The 20,039-nt window shown below is 67.1% G+C and carries 18 protein-coding genes; 10 read left to right on the plus strand and 8 right to left on the minus strand.

Annotated features, from left to right (window positions below; genetic code table 11):
• Positions 1 to 77: 77 nt before the first annotated feature.
• A complete protein-coding gene (locus NVU01S_RS10365; RefSeq protein ID WP_043664156.1) occupies positions 78 to 443 on the minus strand; it encodes a winged helix-turn-helix transcriptional regulator in 366 nt (121 codons plus the stop codon).
• 75 nt (positions 444 to 518) lie between these two features.
• Here NVU01S_RS10365 and NVU01S_RS10370 point away from each other — a divergent pair, with 75 nt between their 5' ends.
• Positions 519 to 1,385, plus strand: a complete 867-nt coding sequence (locus NVU01S_RS10370; RefSeq protein WP_052280153.1) for an alpha/beta fold hydrolase — start codon at positions 519 to 521, stop codon at positions 1,383 to 1,385.
• A gap of 32 nt (positions 1,386 to 1,417) precedes the next feature.
• Here the strand turns inward: NVU01S_RS10370 and NVU01S_RS10375 are convergent, their stop codons facing one another.
• On the minus strand, positions 1,418 to 1,927 hold the full coding sequence (locus NVU01S_RS10375) for a hypothetical protein (RefSeq protein WP_043664158.1): 510 nt from the start codon (positions 1,925 to 1,927) through the stop codon (positions 1,418 to 1,420).
• A 194-nt stretch (positions 1,928 to 2,121) separates the two neighbouring features.
• Between NVU01S_RS10375 and NVU01S_RS10385 the strand changes: the two genes are divergently transcribed.
• From NVU01S_RS10385 to NVU01S_RS10425, 9 genes are all read left to right on the plus strand, one after another.
• The gene (locus NVU01S_RS10385; protein ID WP_052280154.1) at positions 2,122 to 2,907 is read left to right on the plus strand and encodes a helix-turn-helix transcriptional regulator; all 786 of its coding nucleotides are present in this window, start codon (positions 2,122 to 2,124) and stop codon (positions 2,905 to 2,907) included.
• A 168-nt stretch (positions 2,908 to 3,075) separates the two neighbouring features.
• Positions 3,076 to 3,891 (plus strand): class I SAM-dependent methyltransferase, encoded by an 816-nt coding sequence (locus NVU01S_RS10390; protein WP_043664162.1) that lies wholly within the window; start codon positions 3,076 to 3,078, stop codon positions 3,889 to 3,891.
• Positions 3,892 to 4,128: 237 nt separating this feature from the next.
• Positions 4,129 to 5,184 carry an SGNH/GDSL hydrolase family protein gene (locus NVU01S_RS10395; protein ID WP_209444749.1) on the plus strand — a complete coding sequence of 352 codons (1,056 nt, stop codon included), beginning with the start codon at positions 4,129 to 4,131 and terminating at the stop codon, positions 5,182 to 5,184.
• Between the two features lie 204 nt (positions 5,185 to 5,388).
• Positions 5,389 to 6,003: a DUF3558 domain-containing protein gene (locus NVU01S_RS10400; protein ID WP_082031815.1), complete on the plus strand. Its 615-nt coding sequence runs from the start codon at positions 5,389 to 5,391 to the stop codon at positions 6,001 to 6,003.
• Between the two features lie 79 nt (positions 6,004 to 6,082).
• On the plus strand, positions 6,083 to 7,339 hold the full coding sequence (locus NVU01S_RS10405; protein ID WP_043664167.1) for a hypothetical protein: 1,257 nt from the start codon (positions 6,083 to 6,085) through the stop codon (positions 7,337 to 7,339).
• Positions 7,340 to 7,359: 20 nt separating this feature from the next.
• The gene (locus tag NVU01S_RS10410) at positions 7,360 to 7,824 is read left to right on the plus strand and encodes a hypothetical protein (RefSeq protein WP_244896304.1); all 465 of its coding nucleotides are present in this window, start codon (positions 7,360 to 7,362) and stop codon (positions 7,822 to 7,824) included.
• Positions 7,825 to 7,905: 81 nt separating this feature from the next.
• Entirely contained in the window at positions 7,906 to 8,436 is a 531-nt protein-coding gene (locus NVU01S_RS10415) for a hypothetical protein (protein ID WP_043664172.1), read from the plus strand.
• A gap of 92 nt (positions 8,437 to 8,528) precedes the next feature.
• Complete coding sequence (locus NVU01S_RS10420) at positions 8,529 to 9,872, plus strand: family 1 glycosylhydrolase (RefSeq protein ID WP_043664175.1); 1,344 nt, start codon at positions 8,529 to 8,531, stop codon at positions 9,870 to 9,872.
• A 97-nt stretch (positions 9,873 to 9,969) separates the two neighbouring features.
• Positions 9,970 to 10,317, plus strand: a complete 348-nt coding sequence (locus NVU01S_RS10425; protein WP_043664350.1) for a DUF1330 domain-containing protein — start codon at positions 9,970 to 9,972, stop codon at positions 10,315 to 10,317.
• A 6-nt stretch (positions 10,318 to 10,323) separates the two neighbouring features.
• On the opposite strand, the gene eccCb is transcribed toward NVU01S_RS10425, so the two are convergent.
• The 6 genes from eccCb to NVU01S_RS10455 all read right to left on the minus strand — a co-directional run bounded on the left by eccCb (position 10,324) and on the right by NVU01S_RS10455 (position 19,987).
• The gene (eccCb, locus tag NVU01S_RS10430; RefSeq protein ID WP_043664177.1) at positions 10,324 to 14,670 is read right to left on the minus strand and encodes a type VII secretion protein EccCb; all 4,347 of its coding nucleotides are present in this window, start codon (positions 14,668 to 14,670) and stop codon (positions 10,324 to 10,326) included.
• Entirely contained in the window at positions 14,663 to 15,031 is a 369-nt protein-coding gene (locus tag NVU01S_RS10435) for a hypothetical protein (protein ID WP_043664180.1), read from the minus strand. The genes eccCb and NVU01S_RS10435 overlap by 8 nt, the downstream gene beginning before the upstream one ends.
• Before the next feature lie 131 nt (positions 15,032 to 15,162).
• Positions 15,163 to 16,149: an SCO2521 family protein gene (locus NVU01S_RS10440; protein WP_043664184.1), complete on the minus strand. Its 987-nt coding sequence runs from the start codon at positions 16,147 to 16,149 to the stop codon at positions 15,163 to 15,165.
• Position 16,150: 1 nt separating this feature from the next.
• Complete coding sequence (locus NVU01S_RS10445) at positions 16,151 to 17,179, minus strand: SCO2522 family protein (RefSeq protein ID WP_043664187.1); 1,029 nt, start codon at positions 17,177 to 17,179, stop codon at positions 16,151 to 16,153.
• Positions 17,180 to 17,181: 2 nt separating this feature from the next.
• A complete protein-coding gene (locus NVU01S_RS10450) occupies positions 17,182 to 18,111 on the minus strand; it encodes an SCO2523 family variant P-loop protein (protein ID WP_082031816.1) in 930 nt (309 codons plus the stop codon).
• 1 nt (position 18,112) lies between these two features.
• On the minus strand, positions 18,113 to 19,987 hold the full coding sequence (locus tag NVU01S_RS10455) for an SCO2524 family protein (RefSeq protein ID WP_043664190.1): 1,875 nt from the start codon (positions 19,985 to 19,987) through the stop codon (positions 18,113 to 18,115).
• Between the last annotated feature and the right edge of the window lie 52 nt (positions 19,988 to 20,039).

Genomic DNA, 20,039 nt, shown 5'->3' on the forward strand with positions numbered 1-20,039 from the left:
TAGGTTTCAGAACTCGTGGCGGAGTGGTGTTGTGGATCTGCCGTGGTTTCGAGGTCCGGTTGCGACGGGCGAGCGGGTCACTGGTCCGCTGGGGGCCGCTCATCGATGGCGGACATGTTGTGTTCGGCCCATTCTCGGAGGGCGGCGAGGGGGACTTCTAGGGATAGGCCCAGGTCGGTTAGGCGGTAGTGGACTTGGGGTGGGACGGTGGGGGTGACGCGGCGGGCGACGAGGTTGTCGCGGACCAGTTGGGCGAGGGTTACCGAGAGCATTTTTTGGGAGATGCCGGGGATGCGGCGGCGCAGTTCGGCGAAGCGCACCTCGGGCGGATCTGCCGACGCGAGGATTTTGATGACCATGGAGACCCATTTGGAGCCGATCCGGTCCAGCAGTTGCCGAGTAGGACAGGCGGGATCGAACAGATCTCCGCGCCGGGTAGTCACCTGAAGCTCACCACCTGAATCGAAAGTGCCGTCTTGGCCGATCCGCCCAGGTTACCTACCGTGAGGTGGTCACTGATGGTTACCAGCTTCGAGGTGGAGATGAGCGCCGATATCGCGCTGCACAGGGTCGCGGCGAACGGGATCGAGATGAACGTCGCGGTCGCCGGAGCGGGTCCCGCGGTCCTGCTGCTGCACGGGTTTCCGCACACCTGGGAGGTGTGGCGGGGTGTGCTGGACGGACTCGCGGGGACACATCGGGTGATCGCGCCCGACCTGCGCGGGTTGGGTGCGACGACCCGGCCGGAAAGCGGTTACGACGCAGCGAATCTGGCCGTGGACGCGGTTGCCGTGCTGGATGCCCTGGGCGAAACCCGCGCGGACGTGGTCGGTTTCGATCTCGGTGCCGCCCCGGCGTTCCTGACCGCGATGCAGCACCCGGACCGGGTTCGGCGTCTGGTGCTCATGGAGGCGATGCTCGGCCGGTTACCCGGAGCCGAGGATTTCCTGCGCGACGGACCGCCCTGGTGGTTCGGTTTTCATGCCGTCCCGGACCTGGCCGAGTCGGTGCTCATCGGGCACGAAAGCGCCTATATCGACTGGTTTCTGCGCGCGGGCACGCGCGGCCGTGGTGTGCCCGCACACCTGCGCACCGCGTTCGTCACCGCCTACACCGGCTCCGCCGCGTTGCGTGCCGCCTTCGCGCACTACCGGGCCCTGCCCGAGAGCGGACGTCAGATCGAAAAGGCCACCGCCACAACTCGATTGCGGATGCCGACGCTGGCCGTCGGGGCGCATCCGGTCGGTGACGCCCTCGCCCGGCAGTTGCGGTCGCACACCGACGATCTGACCGAGGCCGTGATCCCCGACTGCGGCCACATCATTCCGGTGGACGGGCTACCCGCACTGCTTCCGCTGTTCACCGACTTCCTGGCACCCCAGTAGCGAAGACGCCGGAGACGGCGGCGCTGAACGCCTCACCGCCACACGGCCTCCGGGCAATTGGTCATGCGGTCGTCTTCGTAGGCCGACACCGTGATCACGGTGATGTAGCTGATCCGTTTGGACCAGTCGCCTGACGCGGGACCCGCGTTGATTCGAGTGAGATCGTCCCAGGCGCGGCCTGCGCCGTACTCCACCGGTTCGCCACCCCAGAAGGCGATGCAGTCGCCGGTGCGGCCTTCACCGTCCCACACCGTGAGCCACGTGTGCGGCCCGACGTTCAGGGAGGACGGCACGTTGTTCCAGTCGTTCCAGCAGAAGAACACGCAGTCCCTGGTGACGCGCAATAGTTCGTGGGCGCCGAGACCCAATGTGACACCGTCGTTGTCGAAGCTGGGGGTCTCCCAGAATTGTGCGTAACCCGGGTAGATCATCGGGAGGTTGCCGGCCTGTGCGGGCGCCGCCGCGGTGAGACCGAGCGCGGCGGTCGCCGCCATGACCAGGGTGGCCCAGCGTGCGGTGCGGTGGGAGTTTCGGCTCGACATTGTGTGCTTCCTTTCGACATGCCTCGGCGCGTCGGCACCGCCGCGCTTTCCATGATCGAAAGTCACTATCCGGCAGTGTATTTCGCGCAGAACAACCGTAGGATTCCGGGCGCCGCGCCGACCATACGAACAACTTCGTATGGCGTTCTGCGCTTCGGCCTGTTCGCGGAACGTGCCCGGGAGATACTGAAGCGGTGACGAGGGGGACCGACTCGACCGCACAGAAAATCCACGATCTCGCCTTGGCGATCGTCACCGAACGAGAGCCGCTGCGGGTGTGGCCGCTGCTCATGGAGCGGCTCACCGCCGACCTACCATGCGATCTCGCGGTACTGATCGATCTCGACTGGGACGCAGGCACCGGACACGCCCTCACCGGTGCGCCGGACTGGCTGCACGAAGCACCACTCGACGCACTCATCCACGCGCACATGCGATCTCATCCGCTGTTGCAGCATTACGCCCGGACCGGGGACACGACGCCGTTGACCATGGACGAAGTCGCCGACGATCGCTGGTGGAAGGGCGAGGCGTACCGGGCGGGCAAGGACGCGATCGGTATCGACCGGCAGCTGGCGCTGCCCCTGGCCGCGGGACGCGGCCGAATCCGCGGCGTCATCATGAGTCGCAGCAGCCACGGGTTCAGCGACGGTGACCTCGAATACGCCACGCTCGCACGATCATTGCTCGATGCGGTGGAAGCCCACGAGACGGCGGCCTTCGGGCATCGCGGACCGGCAGACCCCACGGACTACCGGCTGACTCCGCGGGAGCTGGCGGTGCTGGGCCTGCTCTGCGAGGGCCTGACCGCCCGCGCGATCGCGAGCAGGCTCGGCATCGCCCCCGCGACCGCCACCAAACATACCGAGAACATCTACCGGAAAATCGGCGTGCACGATCGCATCGCCGCCCTACGCGCGGCCCAGCGACTCGGCCTGATCGCCGTTGTGCCGAACAGGCCGGCGGGGTTCGGCCGCTGAGCCAGAATGGCTTTCATGAGCCGGCTGCCTACACGCGTTCACTGAAACTCGCCACCCGCCTTGGCTTTCGGCCCGTCAGCACTTTCGAGGCGTTCGGTGCACAGCAGACGCTCGCCACGGCCGCACTGCACGCTTTCACGGGTTCGTGACGGGAGTAGCGTGGGTGGGGTGCCGGACGCCGAACTGGTCGGAGTGCAGAAGACCCTCAGCCCCGTGCTGCGGGCCAAGGCCCTGGACAATCTGTTGCCGGATCCGATACTCGGTGACACCTTTGCCGCGCAGGTGATGCGGCGGCTCGAGCCCGACTACGACAAGGGTCGATTCGGTAAGAGCCAGATCGGGCTCAGTGCGGTGGTGCGCGCGAAGACCCACGACGATTGGGCTCGGACCTTCCTCGCCGAGCACCCCGACGCGGTGGTGCTGCACTTGGGCTGCGGCCTCGATGCCAGGGTATATCGGGTCGATCCGCCGGCTACGGTCGACTGGTACGACCTGGACTATCCGGCGATCATCGCACTGCGGCAACGACTGCTGCCGCCGCGCGAGCACTACACCCTGATCGGCTCCAGCGTGACAGACCTGACCTGGCTGGACCGTATCCCGCGCGGCCGTCCGGTGCTGCTGATCGCCGAGGGACTGGTCCCCCACCTCACCGAAGCCGAACTGCGCGAACTGCTCGACGCCGTCGTCGCCACCTTCCCGACCGGCGGGATCCAGTTCGACACGGTGGCGGTCTGGGCGTGGCGCACCTCGCGGTGGCATCCGGTGCTGCGCAAGTACGGCACCCAATTCCATTGCGGTTTCGATGATCCGGCCGCGATCGCCGATTGGCTGCCGCGGCTCGAGTTCGTCGACGAGGCACCGATGAACGACGCCCCGGTGCTGATGACCAAGGCGCCCAAGGACATTCGCCGGTTGTACCGTCTCCTGAACCGGCTACCGGGCATGCGCCGGTCCACTCGGATCGTGCGCTTCCGCTTCTGACTGCGCACTGCCGCCGAGTCAGCGCCCAACTAACGGGAATGAAGTTTCATTAATCGCGGTTAGGCAGTACTGTCACCAACACTAACGGGATCACAGATCCGTTAGTGCGGTTCAGAGAGGACAGTACGATGCAGAACACCTTGCGGGTCCGGCTGGTCGGCGGCCCCGCAGTCGCCCAGTATCGGCTTCGAACCGAACTGGGCGCAGGACGGCTTCGACAACCAGACGGTGCGCCAGGTGGTCCGGGTGACCGACGGCGGCACCGCGGCCAGGATCACACTGTCCAACCTGTTCGGCGCCACCCCGCTGCGGGTGGATCGCGTCACCATCGCCCGTGCCGCCACGGGTGCGGCGGTGGATCCGAATTCGTTGCGGGAGTTGACCTTCGATGGTCGCGCCGGGGCCGAGATCCCGGCCGGGCAGACCCTGACCAGCGACGCCGCCGACCTGAACCTCGCCGCCATGGATTCGGTCGGCGTCACCCTGTACCTGGCCGGCCCGACCGGCCCCGCCACCTTCCATTCGCAGGCGTACGCCAGCACTTATCGCGCCGCGGGCGACCATGTCGCCGACCCGGCCGCCGCACCCTTCACCGAGACCACCCACTCCTGGTACTACCTGACCGACGTGCAGGTGTTCGGTAGCGCCGAAGCCGACGGCGGCACCATCGTCACGGTCGGCGATTCGATCACCGACGGGTTCGGCTCCACCTACGACACCAACACCCGCTATCCGGATCGGCTCGCGCAGCGACTGGCCGAAGCGGGCACCCCGCGCCCCGTGCTCAATGCCGGGATCGGCGGCAACCTGATCCTCAACGATTCCGCCTGGTTCGGCGCGGCCGCCGTGCGGCGGTTCGAGCGGGACGTGCTCGCCAAGCCCGATGTCTCCAGCGTGATCGTCCTCGGCGGCCTGAACGATTTCGGCTTCTCCGAGGTCGACCTGCCCACGTACAAGCCGAACCCGGAGGTCTCGGTGGCGCAGCTGATCGCCGGTCATCGGCAGCTCATCGCCGCCGCGCACCGCGCGGGCGTCCGGATCGTCGGCGCCACCCTGCTGCCGATGAAGGGCGCCGAGTACTACACCGAGAAGTCTGCGGCGAAGATCCGCGAGTTCAACCAGTGGCTGCGCACCAGTGGTGAATACGACGCGGTGGTCGATTTCCATGCCGCCGTCCGCGACCCGGCCGATCCGGAAAACCTCGCCCCCGCCTTCGATTCCGGCGATCACAAGCATCCCAACGCCGCGGGCTACCGGGCCATGGCCGACGCGATCGACCTGGCCCAGCTCTGATCGGCACCACGGCAGCGGCACCCGGAAGCCCGGGTGTCGCTGCCCGGCGCACTTGCCCGTCGAGCAGTGCGCTAAACCTGGATTTCCGCATTTGGCAGTCGGGGTGCCAGGACGGAACAGACCTGGCAGCGCCGTTTGACCAGGGTGCGGAGGCATCGTATCGTCGTGGATCGCCAAGGGGTTGCTGACCCGGGGAGGGCTTCGATGATGAGCAAGGGCTTCGCCGCCGGTTGTCTGGTGCTGAGCGCTACGGTGCTGTCCGCCTGCGCCGGTGGTGCCACCGAGCACGCGGGACATACCGCGACGTCGACCGCGACGTCCCCCTCGGTGCAGGTGAGTCTCCCGCCGGCACCGACCCAGACCGGTGCGAAGCAGGTGCGGTTCGATCCGTGCGCGCGGGTCGGCGACGATCTCGTGCAAAAGGCCGGATTCGACCCGGCGACGCGCGAGCGTGCGGTGAGCGAAGGGGTGTCCTCGCTACTCACGACGATCGGCTGCCAATTCTGGCGAGAGGCACTCGTCGATGGCGCGAAGTACCCCACCGGCGGATTGTCCGTGACGTCCAGCGACCTCACCCTCGACAACATCCGGACGAGCTCGGAGCACGAGATATTCAACGCGGATCCGATCCGCGGACGGGCGGCAGTGCTGTACCGGACGCCGCAGGTCGGCAACGGTTGCTGGGCATCGATCGAATCGGCCGACGGGACGTTCACGGTCGGGCTGATCGTCACCCCGGGCCCGGTCGCCGTGCCGCCGCCCTGTGACCAGATCCGCCAGATCGCCGAAACCTTCAGCGAAGCACTCGACACCGAGTAGTGCCGCTTTTCGGCGGGCCGTGCCGACGCGCACCGCGCCCGCCGATGTGAGTGAAGTACACAGTCAGGGAGTAATACGGATGGCCGAGACATTCGCGGCGAACCCCAGCGAGATTGCCGGTCTCGGCAATCTCGTCACCTCGATAGCGGGAGACGCCCTGCTGGCGTCCAGTTTCGTGGCGAAGGAAGGTAAGGCGGCCGATTGGCTGCACGGGCCGATCATCGACACGCTGATCGCCCCGATCAACGATGCCGCGGACTGGATGTCGCAGCGCCACTCGGTGCTCGCGAACACCACCCTCGGTACCGGCACCGAACTCAACAAGGCCGCCTGGATGTATCACAGCCAGGATCAGCAGAACTACGCCGCGCTGAACGCGAATACCGAATCGAATCTGCCGGTGGACGACAACACCGAAGAGACCGGCGTGACCGCGCAATACGCCGGTGCGGCCAGCTATTCGAAGCCGGAGTCCGTCAAATACGAAGCGCCCGCCGCGAACAAAGAAGAACTCGCCGGGCTCATCGCCGAAGTCTTCCCGGTGCTCGGCAATGTGAACGAGTCCATCAAGAGCATCACCCGGGCGGCCGGCACCGAATACGACCCGCTGGTCACCTGTCTGGCACCGATTCCCGGGAACTGGTCCGAAATCCGCAGGCTCGGTGAGGTGTACAAGGCGGCGGGTAACGGCCTGGAGGCCTGCGGCAAGAATCTCGAATCCGGTGTCAAGCGGATCGACGGCAGTACCGACAACAAACCGAATTGGGATGGCGCCGCCTCCGTGGCCTTCAGCGCGTGGGCGACCAAACAGATCGCGGCGATGAAGTGGGAAGGGCCGGTCGGCCGGATCGTCAGCGATTGCGCGGGCGCGGTGTCCGACATGATCCGGGACGGCATCAAAACCATCCTCGAGAAGATGTGGGGGATGCTCAACAAGTACTGCGATTTCGACGACATCAAGGGCGCGCTCAAATCGGTCGCCAATATCTTGTCCACGGCGGTCCCTGGTCTCGGCGCCGCACGGATCGCCAAGCTGGTCGCCGACATCGGGTTTCTCGTCAAAGCCGCGATAGACGTGGTCACCAAGATCAAGGAGCTGGCCGACGCCTTCAAGAGGCTCCTCGACTTCATCAAGGACCCGGTGGGTCAATTGCAGGACAAGGCGAAGCAGAAGTTGGACGAGGCGATCGCGCCGGTCACCAACAAGATCGACGACGCGACTCGTAAAGCGGCCCTCGGCAAGGACATCGAGCAGATAGCCAATTACGGCGACACCACGAACCGGCCGACGCAGGCCTACGACACCGGCGCCACACCGTGGGCGAACGCCCAGTGACCCGGCCGCAGTGGGGCAGCATGCGCGAGCCCGATCTCGACCCCACGGCAGAGGCGCTCGCCCGCCAGGTCATGGACGCGGTCGACAACCTGCGCACCGCCACCATCCGCCTCGACAGCATCGACCCCGCCGAGCTCTTCGAGCGCGCCACCGAGGTGACCGACGAGTTCATCTCGATGGTCGCCGGGATGGACACCGCGTCCGCGGCGCTGAAGGCGTACGCCGAACGCGTCGCGAGCGGTGAATGTCGTTGGAGCGATATCGAAACCCTCGCCCGGCCGGTGCCACCGGAGGTAGCCGAGATGAAAGGCTCGCCGGAGTTCGTCTGGCGATGGTCCCCGACGCCCCCGGCCGAACCGGATCCGCCCTCGGCTACCACCTGGACGCCCACCCGCCGGCCGCGCCCGGAGGACAATGTGGTCGGTCCCAGCGACTGGCCGGACGACTTCGACGACTATCCCGATGAGCGGCGGCCGTGGAGCTGAGCCGGCGCACACCGTGACCGCGCGCCGCAGGGGTGCCATTACAGTCGGCGACGCACCGCCGAGTTGCCCGAGGAGAGCGCTATGAGCCGGTCCGACAGGTTGATCGGCCTGATGTCGCTGGTGTGGACGCTGGGTGTCGTCGTCGCGGCCGTGGCATTCTTCGGGGGTGCGTTGCGACTGGGTGCCGCGATCGTCCGGTGGACCGATTCGCAGCTCGCCATGGCGCTGTATCTGCCGGTGAGCGTGTTCGCGGGCATCGGCGCATGGATGCTCGTACTGTCCGCCGCATGGCGGTTGCGCCGCAGCTACCTGCGGCGCGCCGGGGTTGAAGTCGCGGCGGTGGTGGTCGAGTCGGAGCTACGGCGAAAATACCGTTCGGGCACGCTCAGCTGGGATCTGTGGCGGGTGCAGGTCGAAGCCCGGTTCGCCCACCCGGATTCCGGACGGGATCTCCGGGTCCGAAAACAGTTCCTCTACCCGCAATTCCGCGAGGCCGAAGCACGCGCCCTGGCCGAGCGGTTGAGCGTCGGCTCCACCGCTGCGCTGCTGGTCCGCAAGAACTACGCCCTGTTCGATGTCCCCAAACGTCCGGTGTGGACCGACATCTGGTGAACGGCGGATCCGCCACGCCCGAACACCGGTCGCCTACCGGTGGATTCACCTGATCCGGCGGCCCTCGGTGCACATCCAGTTACCCTGAGGTGATGCGATTCCGGGTTCGAAGGTATGTCCTGGCCGTACTCGCTGCCGCCGCATCGACGATGCTGCTGTGTACGAATGCCGCGGCGGCACCGCCGATCCAGCCGGTCGCGGCACCGCTCGGCGGTGATTTCCTTTGGGGCGTGGCAAGTTCCGGGTTCCAGTCCGAAGGACATGCGCCCGACAGCAATTGGACGCGCTACATTCCGTCCCATCCCGACTACGACGCGCTGCACGATTCGGTCGACTTCTACGACCGCTACGCGTCCGACATCGATCTGGCGGCTGATCTCGGTGTGCGGGTCTTCCGCATCGGAATCGAATGGGCCCGGCTGCAACCCGCGCCGGGGGTGTGGGACGAGGGCGCGTTCCGTTTCTACGACGCGGTGCTCGCGAAGATCGCGCAGGCGGGCATGCGGCCGATGATCACCCTCGACCACTGGGTGTATCCGGGGTGGGCGGTCGATCGCGGCGGGTGGCGCAATCCCGAGATGGTGGGGGACTGGCTGGCCAACATGCGCGCGGTCGTCGATCGTTATGCCGACCGCGATCCGCTGTGGGTCACCGTGAACGAGCCCGCGGCCTATGTCTCGCACGAGGTGCGCAGGGGCAAGGCCGATCCCGGCGAGATGCTGGACCGGCTCGCACAGGCGCACAACGCCATCTACGACCACATCCATCAGGTGCAACCCGGCGCCCAGGTCACCAGCAACGTCGGCTATGTCGCGGGCTCGGAGGCCGAGGTCAACGGGTCGTTCATCGACCGGGTCGCGGCACGGCTCGACTATGTCGGCGTCGACTACTACTTCGGGTTCGATCCGGTGCAGTCGGTGCTGGGCTCGGTCACCAGGGCGCTCGGCTCGGCCGTGCCGAACCCGCCGGGCATGAACATCTGGGATCTGCCGCTGCGCACGGAGGGCATCTACTATGCGCTGCGCCACTATTCGCAGCGCTTCCCCGGTAAACCGCTGTACATCGTCGAGAACGGCATGCCGACCGAGAACGGCGGCCCCCGGCCGGACGGGTACTCCCGCAGCGATCACCTGCGCGACACGGTGTACTGGATCCAGCGTGCGAAGGCCGACGGCATGAACGTCATGGGCTACAACTATTGGAGCCTCACCGACAACTACGAATGGGGCAGCTACACACCACGATTCGGCCTCTACACGGTCGACGTGCGCACCGATCCCGGCCTGACCCGCCGCCCCACCGACGCGGTCGGCACCTACACCCAGCTCGTCGCCGCGGGCGGCGTCCCCGGTGACTACCGCCCGACCCGCGCACCGGCACTCTGCATTCTGGTCGATCCGCCGGCCAGCTGCCTGACACCCGTCGCGGCACCGTAATCGCCCGGTACATCGAAGGATTACCCGAGAGGTAATCGACCCGCGTCCGTCCTGCGTGTCACGATCGGTGGCGTACCGATCGAACCCGGAGGATGTCATGCCCGCCTACGTCATCGCTCATCTGCAAGATGCCGCGCCGCACGCGGAGATCGCCGAGTACATCGAGCGACTGCCCGGCACCTTCGCACCGTACGGCGGGCGCTACCTCGTGCACATGAAGCAGCACGAGGTGAAGGAGGGCAGCTGGCCGGGCGCGGTGGTGATGATCGGCTTTCCCGGGATGGACGAGGCGCGGCAGTGGTGGGATTCGCCCGCCTACCGGGCGATCGCGCCGTTGCGCGCGCGGCATATCGAGGGCGACATCATTCTCGTCGAGGGCGTGCCCGACGACTACACGCCGACCGCCGCCGTACAGGCGCTGCGGGCGAGTCTGTCCGGCGATTGATCCGGTTCACCGCGGTGGCGGCAGGTGGGCGATCTGAATCGGTTCGGGTTCCCGGGATCTCGTGACGAGCACGCCGCGCCCCGGCGGCAGGCAGGCGGCGCGGACGTTGCCGCCGAACAGGTTTCCCTCGTCGGCCGGTGCGCTCATGAGCAGGGCGGCGGCGGACACCTCGCGCAGCCGCCCGAGCAGGCTGCCGTGCAAGGCGCGGGCCAGGCCGGTCGCGCGGCGGGTGAGCACCACGTGCAGGCCGACGTCGTAGGCGGTCGACAGGAACTCCAGCAGCGGCTCCAGCGGGTCGTCGCCGTCGGTGACGACCAGGTCGTGGTCGTCCACGACGACAAAGCATTCGGGCCCGGTCCACCAGGTGCGATCGTGCAGTTGGTGCGGACCGATATCGGGTCCCGGGATACGGGTCGCCAGGAGCTGGCAGAGTTTGTCGATGGCGTCCGGAACCGTTGCGGCAGTGGGGCAATAGGCCGTCAGCCGATTCTCGTCCACCGCGCCCAGCAGCGTCCGCCGATAGTCGATCAGCAGGATCTGTGCCTGCTCGGGCGTGGAATTCTCCACGATGCCGCGCAGGATGTTGTGCAGCAGGGTGGTTTTCCCGTAGCCCTGGTCGGCGAAGGCCATGAAATGTGGCTGCGTCGCGAAATCCAGAGCGAGCGGCGACAATTCCCGTTCACCGAGGCCGATCACCACGTGCGTGGCGTCCTGCGCGACGCCGGTGTGCAGCGCCGACCGCAGCACGTAGGTGCGCGGGATATCGAGCGGCAGCAGGCGCACCTCCGGCGCGCGGCGCGCGCCGTAGATCGTGCGCAATTGCCGGGCGGCCGCAGCGATACCGCCCGGCAGGTGCTGTGGATCGGTGTCCGCGTCCAGCCGCGGCAGCGCGATGAGCAGGTGCAACTTGTCCGGGGAGAGCCCGCGGCCGGGATGCTCGGGCGGTACCGTGCCCGCGGCCTGGCGGTCCAGCTGGGAATCGGCGGGATCACCGAGTCGCAGCTCGATCAGGGTGCCGATCGTTTCCGGCACGGCGAGCCGGGAGCGGGTCCACGGCGGCAGCGTGACCACGAGGTGGATACCGCAGGGTGGTCCCTGCGTCGCCACGGTGACCAGCGTCTGCTCCAGGGCGGGGTAGTCCTGCTGCAGTACGTCGAGCCCGTCGACGATCAGGAAGACATCGCCGTACTCGTCGGCGGAGAGCGGGTCCGCGGCACGCTTGCCCGCCGGCAATTCGGCCAAGCGCGCTTTGTGCGAACGGAATTCGTGCATCGAGGTGAGCCCGAGCTCGCGGAACCGCTGTTCTCTGCGCCCGACCAGCGCCGCGATCTCGGCGACGGTGCGCCGTATGCGATCCGAATCACGGCGTCCGGCCACCGATCCCACGTGCGGGATGTCGGCGAGGCCGGCCAGCACGCCGCCCAGATCCAAGCAGTAGAACTGCACCTGCTCCGGGGTGTGCGTGGCCGCGGCGGCGACGATGAGGGTCCGCAACGCCGTCGACTTGCCCGAGCGCGGTCCGCCGACGATCGCCATCGGACCCGAACTACTGGACAGGTCGGCGACCAGCACGTCGCGGCGGTGTTTGCGCGGGACATCGACGACGCCGATCGGCAGCCGCAGCGCGCCGGGCCGATCGACGGACAGAGTGGTATTCCACTGCCGCAGCAGCATGCCCACCGTGGACGAATCGCTCAGCGGCTCGGGCCAGATCTGGTGCGCCACCGGGCCGTCGCGGCCGAGGGCGACGGCGAGCGATTCCGCCACCGGCCGGTCTACGCCGCCGATGCCCGCGGTGGCCGCGCCCGCGCCGGACGCGTACGCGGCCCGGAAACGGGTGACGGTGCCCGCACCGATCCGCAGGTAGCCGTATCCGGGTATCCGCGGCAGGTGATAGGCGTCGGTGGTGCCGAGCACCAGCCGCGACTCGGCGGGTGAAAAGGTACGCAGCGCAATGCGATACGACAGATAGCTGTCCAGCGCGCGCAACCGCCACTCGTCCGGGCGTTGCGTACCGAGCAGCAGATGCATGCCGAGCGAGCGGCCCAGCCTGCCGATCCGCACCAGCACGTCGACGAAAGCCGAAGTCCCGGAAAGTAATTCCACGAACTCCTCGATCACGATGACGAGCTCGGGCAGCGGCGGCAGCGCCTTGCCGGTGGCGCGGGCCTGCTCGTATTCGCCGATCGTGGGGTATGGCCCGGCGTCGTGCAGCAACTGCTGGCGGCGCTCGATCTCGCCCGCGAGTACCTGCTGCAACCGTTCCCTCAGGTAGAGATCCTGTTCCACATCGCGAACATGACCGGCCAGGTGCGGCAGGCAGCTCAGCGGCTGGAAGGTCGCGCCCCCCTTGAAATCGACGAGCAGGAAGTTCACCCGGTCCGGGGGATGGTGCAGGGCCAACCCGAGCACGATGGTGCGCAGCAGTTCGGACTTGCCCGCGCCGGTCGCGCCGACCACCAGCCCGTGCGGCCCCATGCCGCCGTCGCCGACCTGCTTGAGATCGAGGAACACCGGCTCGCCGGGTCGCGTCGCGCCGATCGGAATCCGCAACATCTCGCGCGGCGACCGATCCTGCCACCAGCGGGTGAGATCGGGCACCGACACGTCCGCGAGGCCGTGCAGCGCGGCGAAATCGACGTCGACCTCGGCGCCGGCCTGCCCGGCCCCGACACCGGCGGCGGTGTGCCGGGCGCGCAGCCGGGCCACCAGATCCGCTGCGCCATCGGTCATATCGTCGACCAGCGTGGGGTCGGCGGGTGGCTCGCGAATATCGGGCACCGCGATCCGGAAGGGCTGCTGCTGGTGCAGGGCCCACCCCGGACCTTCGGGCAGCCGCAGCGCGCGCTCCGGGTCGATCCGGGAATCGCCGGGCCGGTGCAGGCGCAGTTCGATCTGCACGGTCAGCAACCGGGCCATCCAGTCCGGCACGTCGTTCCAGTCCCGGACGGTGGCGATCACGTGCACGCCGAACTCCGGTCCGGCATCGGCGATCCGCCGCACCATCTCCGGCACCCGGGGCAGCTCCGCGAAATCGTCCCAGCGGTCCAGGATCAGGAACAGGTCGGGCACCGGCCCCTCGGTCAGGGCCGCGCGAACCGCCCGCAGATTGGCGGGGGAGTCGATGGTGTGCTTGCGGTACAGCCGCTTTCGGCTGCCGATCTGCTCGAGCATGCGCCGCAGCAACGCGTCCACCTGTTCGGGCTCGTCGTCACCGACCACGTCCGCGACATGCGGTAGATCGCGCATGGAGCCCAGGCGATTACTCGATTCCAGCACATGGATCCGCGCTTCGTCCGCGGAGTGGGTCAGCACCAGCGCGGCCACCAGGGTGCGCAGCAGCGTGCTCTTGCCCGAACCCGCCCGGCCGACGATGAGCAACCCGTCGTCCGCCCCGGCGAACTCCAGCTGCACGATATCGCCCGCCGTGCCGTCGGGCCGGCGCTGCCTACCGATCGGCACGGCCAATCGCGAAGTGCCCCACCAGTTCTCCGCCCGCAGCCCGGCATCTTCGTCCACCTGCTCCAGGCGGCCGAGCAGACTGCCGAGCAGCACCCGGTCGCCGCTGTCGCTGGCCCCGGGGGTCCGGCGCCGGGTACGGGCGATGAACACCTCGTCGTTGAGAAAGCCGTAGTGACTGGGTGTTTGGCGATCGGTGCGGCGGCGCACCTCCTCGCTCACATAGGTCCACAGGTCGTGCGTGCTGATCTGACCGGTGCCGTTGCCCGCCAGTCCCGCGGTGGTGATACCGCTGACGATGGCCGAGGTGAACATCGACAGCGGCACGGAATCCTCGGTGGCGGGCCGGATTCCGTCCTCGGCGATCTGCACGCCGGTGCAGGCGGTCATCACGCAGATGCCGTCGCCCGCGACGAGATGCTGGCCGACCCCGTCATCGATGCCGCCGGCCGCCTTGATCACATCGCTGCCGAGGAAGGCTCCGCTGTAACAGCAGTCCAGGAGGATGACCTTGGCCGCGGCGCTCGACTCACGGATCAGCTCCTTGATGAACGCGGACGACACCGCGGAACTGCTGGGCAGCGTCGGGTCCGTGTTACAGGCGGCCAGGTACAGGTTGCGACTGGTGCGAAAGCCGTGGCCGGAGTAGTAGAACAGCACGAGATCTTCCGAGCGCGCGGTGCGGAACAACCGCTCGATGCTGCGCTCGATCTCGGTCTTCGACTCGTTGACCAGGATCTCCGCGGGCTGGAACGCGCCGATACTGGGATCGTGCAACAGGTTTCGCAGCTCGCGGGCGTCCGAGACCGGTGCGTAGAGCTGCGAGATCGCCGTCGAATGAAAGGTGTCGTTGGCGACGAACAGCGCGATCCGGCGGCCCCGGGGGCTAGTCATCGCCTAACAGACTCCGTAACTGATCGACGACGCCGTCGACCTGCCCATCGGTCGGCCGGACGATCGTGACGCCACGGTTGCCCTTACGGACCGTGACGGATTCGGCCCGGTTCCGCGCGAGAAACCGGATGACGATGTCGCGAACGGCCCAGGACGCGGCGCTGAGCGCACCCCCGGACACGAGCAACTGACCGAGCTCGACCGCGGTACCGGACTTCGTCCCGGAACTGCCGGCCTTGGTCACCGGCTCGACCGCCACGCCCGAGATCTCGCGCAGCTCCTCGGCCAGCTCCTCGGCCAGCTGATCGAGCCGCTGCTCCTCCCGCGGATCGACGGTGACGATGAACAACACGTCGGCCATCGATATGCCTCCCCAATTCGACTGCCGCATCCCACGGCACACCGTCATTCTAGTGCGTGGGACGGCAAACGAGCTGCGGTCTTGCACCTATGGGATAACAACCGGTGCGGCGGTGGTTCGGCCGTGCGTGCTCACCAGTCGTGGCTGATGATCTTCGAATTACGCAGTGCGCGCAGCGTCGCGGTGGTCATGCGGTCGCGCAGCTGCCCGACCCGCGCGGTCCACTGCCGGGTGAAGCCGGGATCGGCTTCCAGGCCCTCCCACAGTCGCCGCAACTGCGGTGCCGTGTGCGCGCCCGGCATCCAGAGCGGCACAAGCTGTTCCAGCAAGGGCACGAGTTGCTCCAGCACCATGTCGGTCTCGTGGTCGGCCCTGGCGCCGCGGTCGGCTACCTGGCCGATGGTGGTGAGCAGCCAGTCGTGGATCGCGAGGTCCTCACAGAAGCGCTGGGCCACCGCGGCATCCTGCGGACCCAGGGTGAGCCGTACGGTGCGCAGCGTGTCGCTCGCCAGATGAAAAGCGAAGTGGGGCAGGCAGTCCGGCTCCGGCGACACCTCGACGGACCAGCGCAGTCGCGTGCTGCCTGCGCGGAACGGCACCTTCTGGTCGAGTCGCGGGTCGACCCGGGTGAAGGTGGACATGCGCTGACTGACCGAGGTCAGGTCGAGTTGCTCGGCGTCCTGCACGTGCAGGTGGCCGTCCGCGATCCGGCCGGCCGGTCGCGCACCGAGCGCGCTCACCGCGTCGACGGTGCCGGGCCTGCTCAGGTAGTACGACCATGGCTGCCGGTCCTGCGCCCGCATCACCCTGGTGTGGGACGAGCCCTGTAACACCCGGCCGCCGATCACCACCGTGCGCGAGGCGACCGTGCCGATCACGTGAATGTGCTTGCCCGACAGCGGGATCAGGTCACAGTCCACACCTTCGAAACGATTCGGCGACAGCACCAAGGGCATCGGCCGCGCCCGGGCGCTCACCGCGATGCCGGGTTGCACCGTGCTCAGCAGCTCGACCCCGGCGGTCGTGTCCAGCACATTCCGGGATGGCAGCAGACAGGTGTGAATCTCGCCGAGCACGACCAGCGGCGGGTCATCGGATGCCACGACGGCGTCGTTCATCTCACGCTCCGTCCGCGCGCGGGAGCTTGGCGACCTCGTCGACGAACATGTGGGACAACCGGCCGGTGACCTCGCGCGGGATCGTGATCCGTTCGCCCGCAGCGCGTTTGACGGCCTTTGCCAGGACTTCCTGATCGATGACGATGTGGTCCAGAATGGTCTGCACCGCATGTTCGATCTTCACGTACTCCCGCGGCAGAATGGACAGCGCGCGGTAGGCCTCGAACGCCGCCGCCTGCGGGTTCAATTTGACCACCGAGGGCATTTCCCACCAGCGTTGCGGCCACGGCCCGTCGTGCGGCTGCGGTTCGACCACCGCTTTGCCCTCGTAGCGCACCATGCCCAGACGCAGGAGCTGCCAGACCGCGGCCAGGAACGGGCACGACCATCGCGTGTGCTCCTCCCCGTCCTTGTTGATCTGGGTGTTCCACAGCTCGATGTCCAGGAAGATGGTGTGCTCGCGGGACGCGAACTCCTCGGGCGTGCGGTATTCCGCGACCTGCATCGCCTGCGCCGAATCGTGATCGGAGGAGCGCCGTCCGTTGCACAGCCACCCGGATTCGACATCCGGCGGGCGCCGGCCCGTCGTCTGCTTCAACGGCTCGGCGACGACCCAGGACGCGATCATCTCGGCCAGCTCGATCTGCTGCCCGGTCATGCGGCCGTTGACATACAGCGGTGTTTCCCAGCAGCCCGCCTCACGCGCGAGATAGTCGATGCGCAGGTCGCAGTCCGCCGCGATACCGAGCACCTTCGGCAGGATCTCGCTCGGTTTGGTATTCGCGCCGAAGTAGTCGTCGATCAGGAAACACGTACTCACCCGGGCGGATTCGCCGTACTCCGCCTTGGCGTCCCTGGTGTACAGATCGACCAGCCGGGCCACCTGCCGGAAATGGGCGCGGATCTTGTCCTCGCCGTTCACCAGGCTCTTCATATAGAAATGCCCGGTTTCGATGGAGAGGTGCGCGAAGTTCACGCCGGCCACCGGAACCTGCTCGGTCGCCTCGCTGTAGACGGTGACACCGTTCATCGTCAGTAGAGCCTCTCCCACGTCGCGACGTCCATGAGGCCATCGGCCAGTTCCTCGAAAGCCTCGACCGTGCCTTTGTTCGCGATATTGCGGTCGACGTCGGAATCGAGGATCAGCTGCTCGCGCCACTGGAGCATAGGTTCCACCGGAGTGGTGCCCAGCGTGACACTCTCGCCGAGCTGATTTCTTTGCGCCAGATATTCCAGGGCTTTGTTCTGTTCACGCAACCAGGCCCACTGGGGCCCGCGGTCCTTGTCGCCTTCCCCCTCGTTCGTGTCCGGCACCGCGGTGCGGACGTAACGGACCGAGTCCAGCAGCCGCCCCGCGTCGTGCCCGCAACTCGTCCCCGTCTCCAACAGGCCGTTCGGGCCGTGCACCAGACCGTTCGCGGCGAGAATGTGCTGGCGCGTCCAGCGGTGGAAAACCAGCCAGCGCGATTCGACCGCCTGCAACGGATCGGCCGCCGTGGCGCGCAGCACGATCTCCAAGGCCGCCGACCGGCCCGAGCTGAGGTCCACGAATATCACATCGAATTCTTGCTGACAGATCACCATCAACTCGATGCATTTCTTCACCACCTGCTCGGTGGCCGCGAATTCACCGCCCCCGCGATCACCGGGGAACAGCGTGAGCTCGTACGGATGCCTGATGGCCCGCAGGTTCTCGCGATTGGTCTGCGACCGAATGTCGTAGCGCACCGGCGGATTCACCGCGCCCGTGAAATACTGGTGCAGGCCGTTTCCCTCGACCACGCCGCGATCCATCTTCTCGATTTCGAACAGCGCGCCCGAGGTGGGCGAGCCGAAATCGAAATCGAGATAGGCGACTCGGTAGTCCTTCGCGCTCAGTCGATAGGCGAGATTACAGCTGGTCACCGAGCGCCCGGTGCCGCCTTTGTCCGAGGTCGAGAAAACCAGGATGGAATCGCTCAAACTACTCACCTCTCCTGGCATCGAGGCTGGCCACTTCCAGCGCATCCAGCTCACGCAACGCCTGATCGCAGAGACTGAACGCCGTCGCAGGCCGCTCGTCTATCAAAACGCTTGCGCGCAAAAGGTTCTTTTCGATGTTCTCCAATGCCCGCCGATTCGGTGTGTTGTCCTTTTCGCTGAGCTCGAGGAATCGCTGATTGAGCAGGTGATCGGCTTCGTCGAGCAATTCCAGCGCCCGCGTCACCGAGGTGGGGGAGCGGAACGGCGGATTCTGGTACGAGGATTCGGCGACGACCAGGCACTCGATGATGCGCTCGGTGAAATACCAGGAGGGTTCCTGCACCCGGTCCGTGGGCTCGACCGGCTCACCGGTCGGCACCGGTTCGACGAATACGCGCGCCGCATCGTCCCACAGGCCCTTGGCCGGCCCGCCCGGAAAAGCGCGCCGCTCCAGGTGATCCATGGTCGCCTGCGCCAGTTCCAGCAGCTGCCTGCGCGTCGACAGGGTGCGCGACAGCTGCGCCGCCTGCAGGATGCGCTTCAGCAACATCGGGCCGTAGTCCGAGACCGACCAGGCCAGCACAGGTCCGTCGTCGATGGACTCGATGCCCTGCAGGGTCAGCAGTACACCCGGAATATGCAGGGCACGTGCGGGATCGCGCTCGGTGAGCCTGCGGGTGATCCGGCCGCGGCGGGCCAGCTCGTCGAAAATCTTGGTGGCCCTGGTGAGGTCGTCGTCGTCGGCTTCGCGGGCGATCAGGTCCTGGATCAGCAGGCCGGAGACGCAGAGACTGAAATAGTCGGACTCCTCGCCGTCGGAGGTCCGCCAGGGAATGTCCTCGAGCGGCCAGTCGCCGTCACCGTAGCGGGCCATGGCCGACCAATACCGTTGCGCGAGATCCCAGCGCAGTTGCAGCGCGTCGGCCAAGCGTCGCTGGTCTGCGTCGAGCAGGTCCAGCTCGCGGGTGCGCGGCTGGGTCAGGTCGTTGATGCCGTCCAAAGCGGTGATGGTGAAGTACAGGTAGGGCTGTCCGATCGCGTAACCGTCCGATTTGGCGGTCGGCACATCGACGAAGTCGATGACCTCCGCGCCCTTGACCACGCCCCAGCTCCAGCCACACTCGAACATCAGCGCGGGGCTTTCCAGGTCGGCCTGCGGGGTCTTGTTCAGCGTGACGTCTCGCAGCAGCCGGCTGCGGACGCGTTCGAGCCGCTTCGCGACCCCGCTCACCACCGAATCCGATTCCGCGCCAGTCTGATTGAACATGCTGAGCATCGCGAGCCCACGCTTGGTCTCGGGATCCACCGATTGCACGACGAAGCTGCGCACCAGGCCGATCATGGCGGCGGTGAGCCGCTTCCTGAGCCGCTCCTCGACCGGCTTGATCAGGATCTCCAGCCGCGGCTGATCACCGCCACCGGTCGGATCGCGCAGGGCGCGAAGATATTGCAGTCCGGCCAGGCAGAGCGACAGCGACATGGAATAGGAATCGACCACGTCGACTTCGCGCTGTTTTTCCGACGCCTGCTCGCCCGCGCCCGCACGCAGGTAGCTGCCCGCGGAGAAGACCGGCTCCTCGTCGCGCTCGTAGCGACGCAGGTAGTCGTCCATGATCTCGACGATCTTCAAACCGATACGGCGTTCCCGGCCGAACGGTTTGAGCGTGGCCCGGACGTCGTCGGCGATCTGGTCGGGGTTGTGCAGCGCGAAGCTGGTGATCTGGGTAGCGGGGTAGAGCAGGCACAGCAGTTGTTCTGCGTCACTGATGGAGTTCGAGCCGTCCCGCCCGCCCCACACCCAGGTATCGTCTCGGTAGCAGGCCGCCAGCAGTGAACTCCACACATTCAGAATCTGCCGCCGTGGCTGGATTCTCATGGATCGCAGCCTTTCTCTCTCGCTCAGAGGACCACATCACAAGGGAGCGCTC

Source organism: Nocardia vulneris (assembly GCF_001613425.1).
Taxonomy (GTDB): Bacteria; Actinomycetota; Actinomycetes; order Mycobacteriales; family Mycobacteriaceae; genus Nocardia; species Nocardia vulneris.

What these genes read in the sequence shown, in the direction of transcription:
- NVU01S_RS10370 (WP_052280153.1), top strand. Translation starts at nt 519, where the DNA reads ATGGTTACCAGCTTCGAGGTGGAGATGAGCGCCGATATCGCGCTGCAC.
- NVU01S_RS10375 (WP_043664158.1), bottom strand. Translation starts at nt 1,927, where the DNA reads ATGTCGAGCCGAAACTCCCACCGCACCGCACGCTGGGCCACCCTGGTC.
- NVU01S_RS10400 (WP_082031815.1), top strand. Translation starts at nt 5,389, where the DNA reads ATGATGAGCAAGGGCTTCGCCGCCGGTTGTCTGGTGCTGAGCGCTACG.
- NVU01S_RS10405 (WP_043664167.1), top strand. Translation starts at nt 6,083, where the DNA reads ATGGCCGAGACATTCGCGGCGAACCCCAGCGAGATTGCCGGTCTCGGC.
- NVU01S_RS10410 (WP_244896304.1), top strand. Translation starts at nt 7,360, where the DNA reads ATGCGCGAGCCCGATCTCGACCCCACGGCAGAGGCGCTCGCCCGCCAG.
- NVU01S_RS10415 (WP_043664172.1), top strand. Translation starts at nt 7,906, where the DNA reads ATGAGCCGGTCCGACAGGTTGATCGGCCTGATGTCGCTGGTGTGGACG.
- NVU01S_RS10420 (WP_043664175.1), top strand. Translation starts at nt 8,529, where the DNA reads ATGCGATTCCGGGTTCGAAGGTATGTCCTGGCCGTACTCGCTGCCGCC.
- NVU01S_RS10425 (WP_043664350.1), top strand. Translation starts at nt 9,970, where the DNA reads ATGCCCGCCTACGTCATCGCTCATCTGCAAGATGCCGCGCCGCACGCG.
- eccCb (WP_043664177.1), bottom strand. Translation starts at nt 14,670, where the DNA reads ATGACTAGCCCCCGGGGCCGCCGGATCGCGCTGTTCGTCGCCAACGAC.
- NVU01S_RS10435 (WP_043664180.1), bottom strand. Translation starts at nt 15,031, where the DNA reads ATGGCCGACGTGTTGTTCATCGTCACCGTCGATCCGCGGGAGGAGCAG.
- NVU01S_RS10440 (WP_043664184.1), bottom strand. Translation starts at nt 16,149, where the DNA reads ATGAACGACGCCGTCGTGGCATCCGATGACCCGCCGCTGGTCGTGCTC.
- NVU01S_RS10445 (WP_043664187.1), bottom strand. Translation starts at nt 17,179, where the DNA reads ATGAACGGTGTCACCGTCTACAGCGAGGCGACCGAGCAGGTTCCGGTG.
- NVU01S_RS10455 (WP_043664190.1), bottom strand. Translation starts at nt 19,987, where the DNA reads ATGAGAATCCAGCCACGGCGGCAGATTCTGAATGTGTGGAGTTCACTG.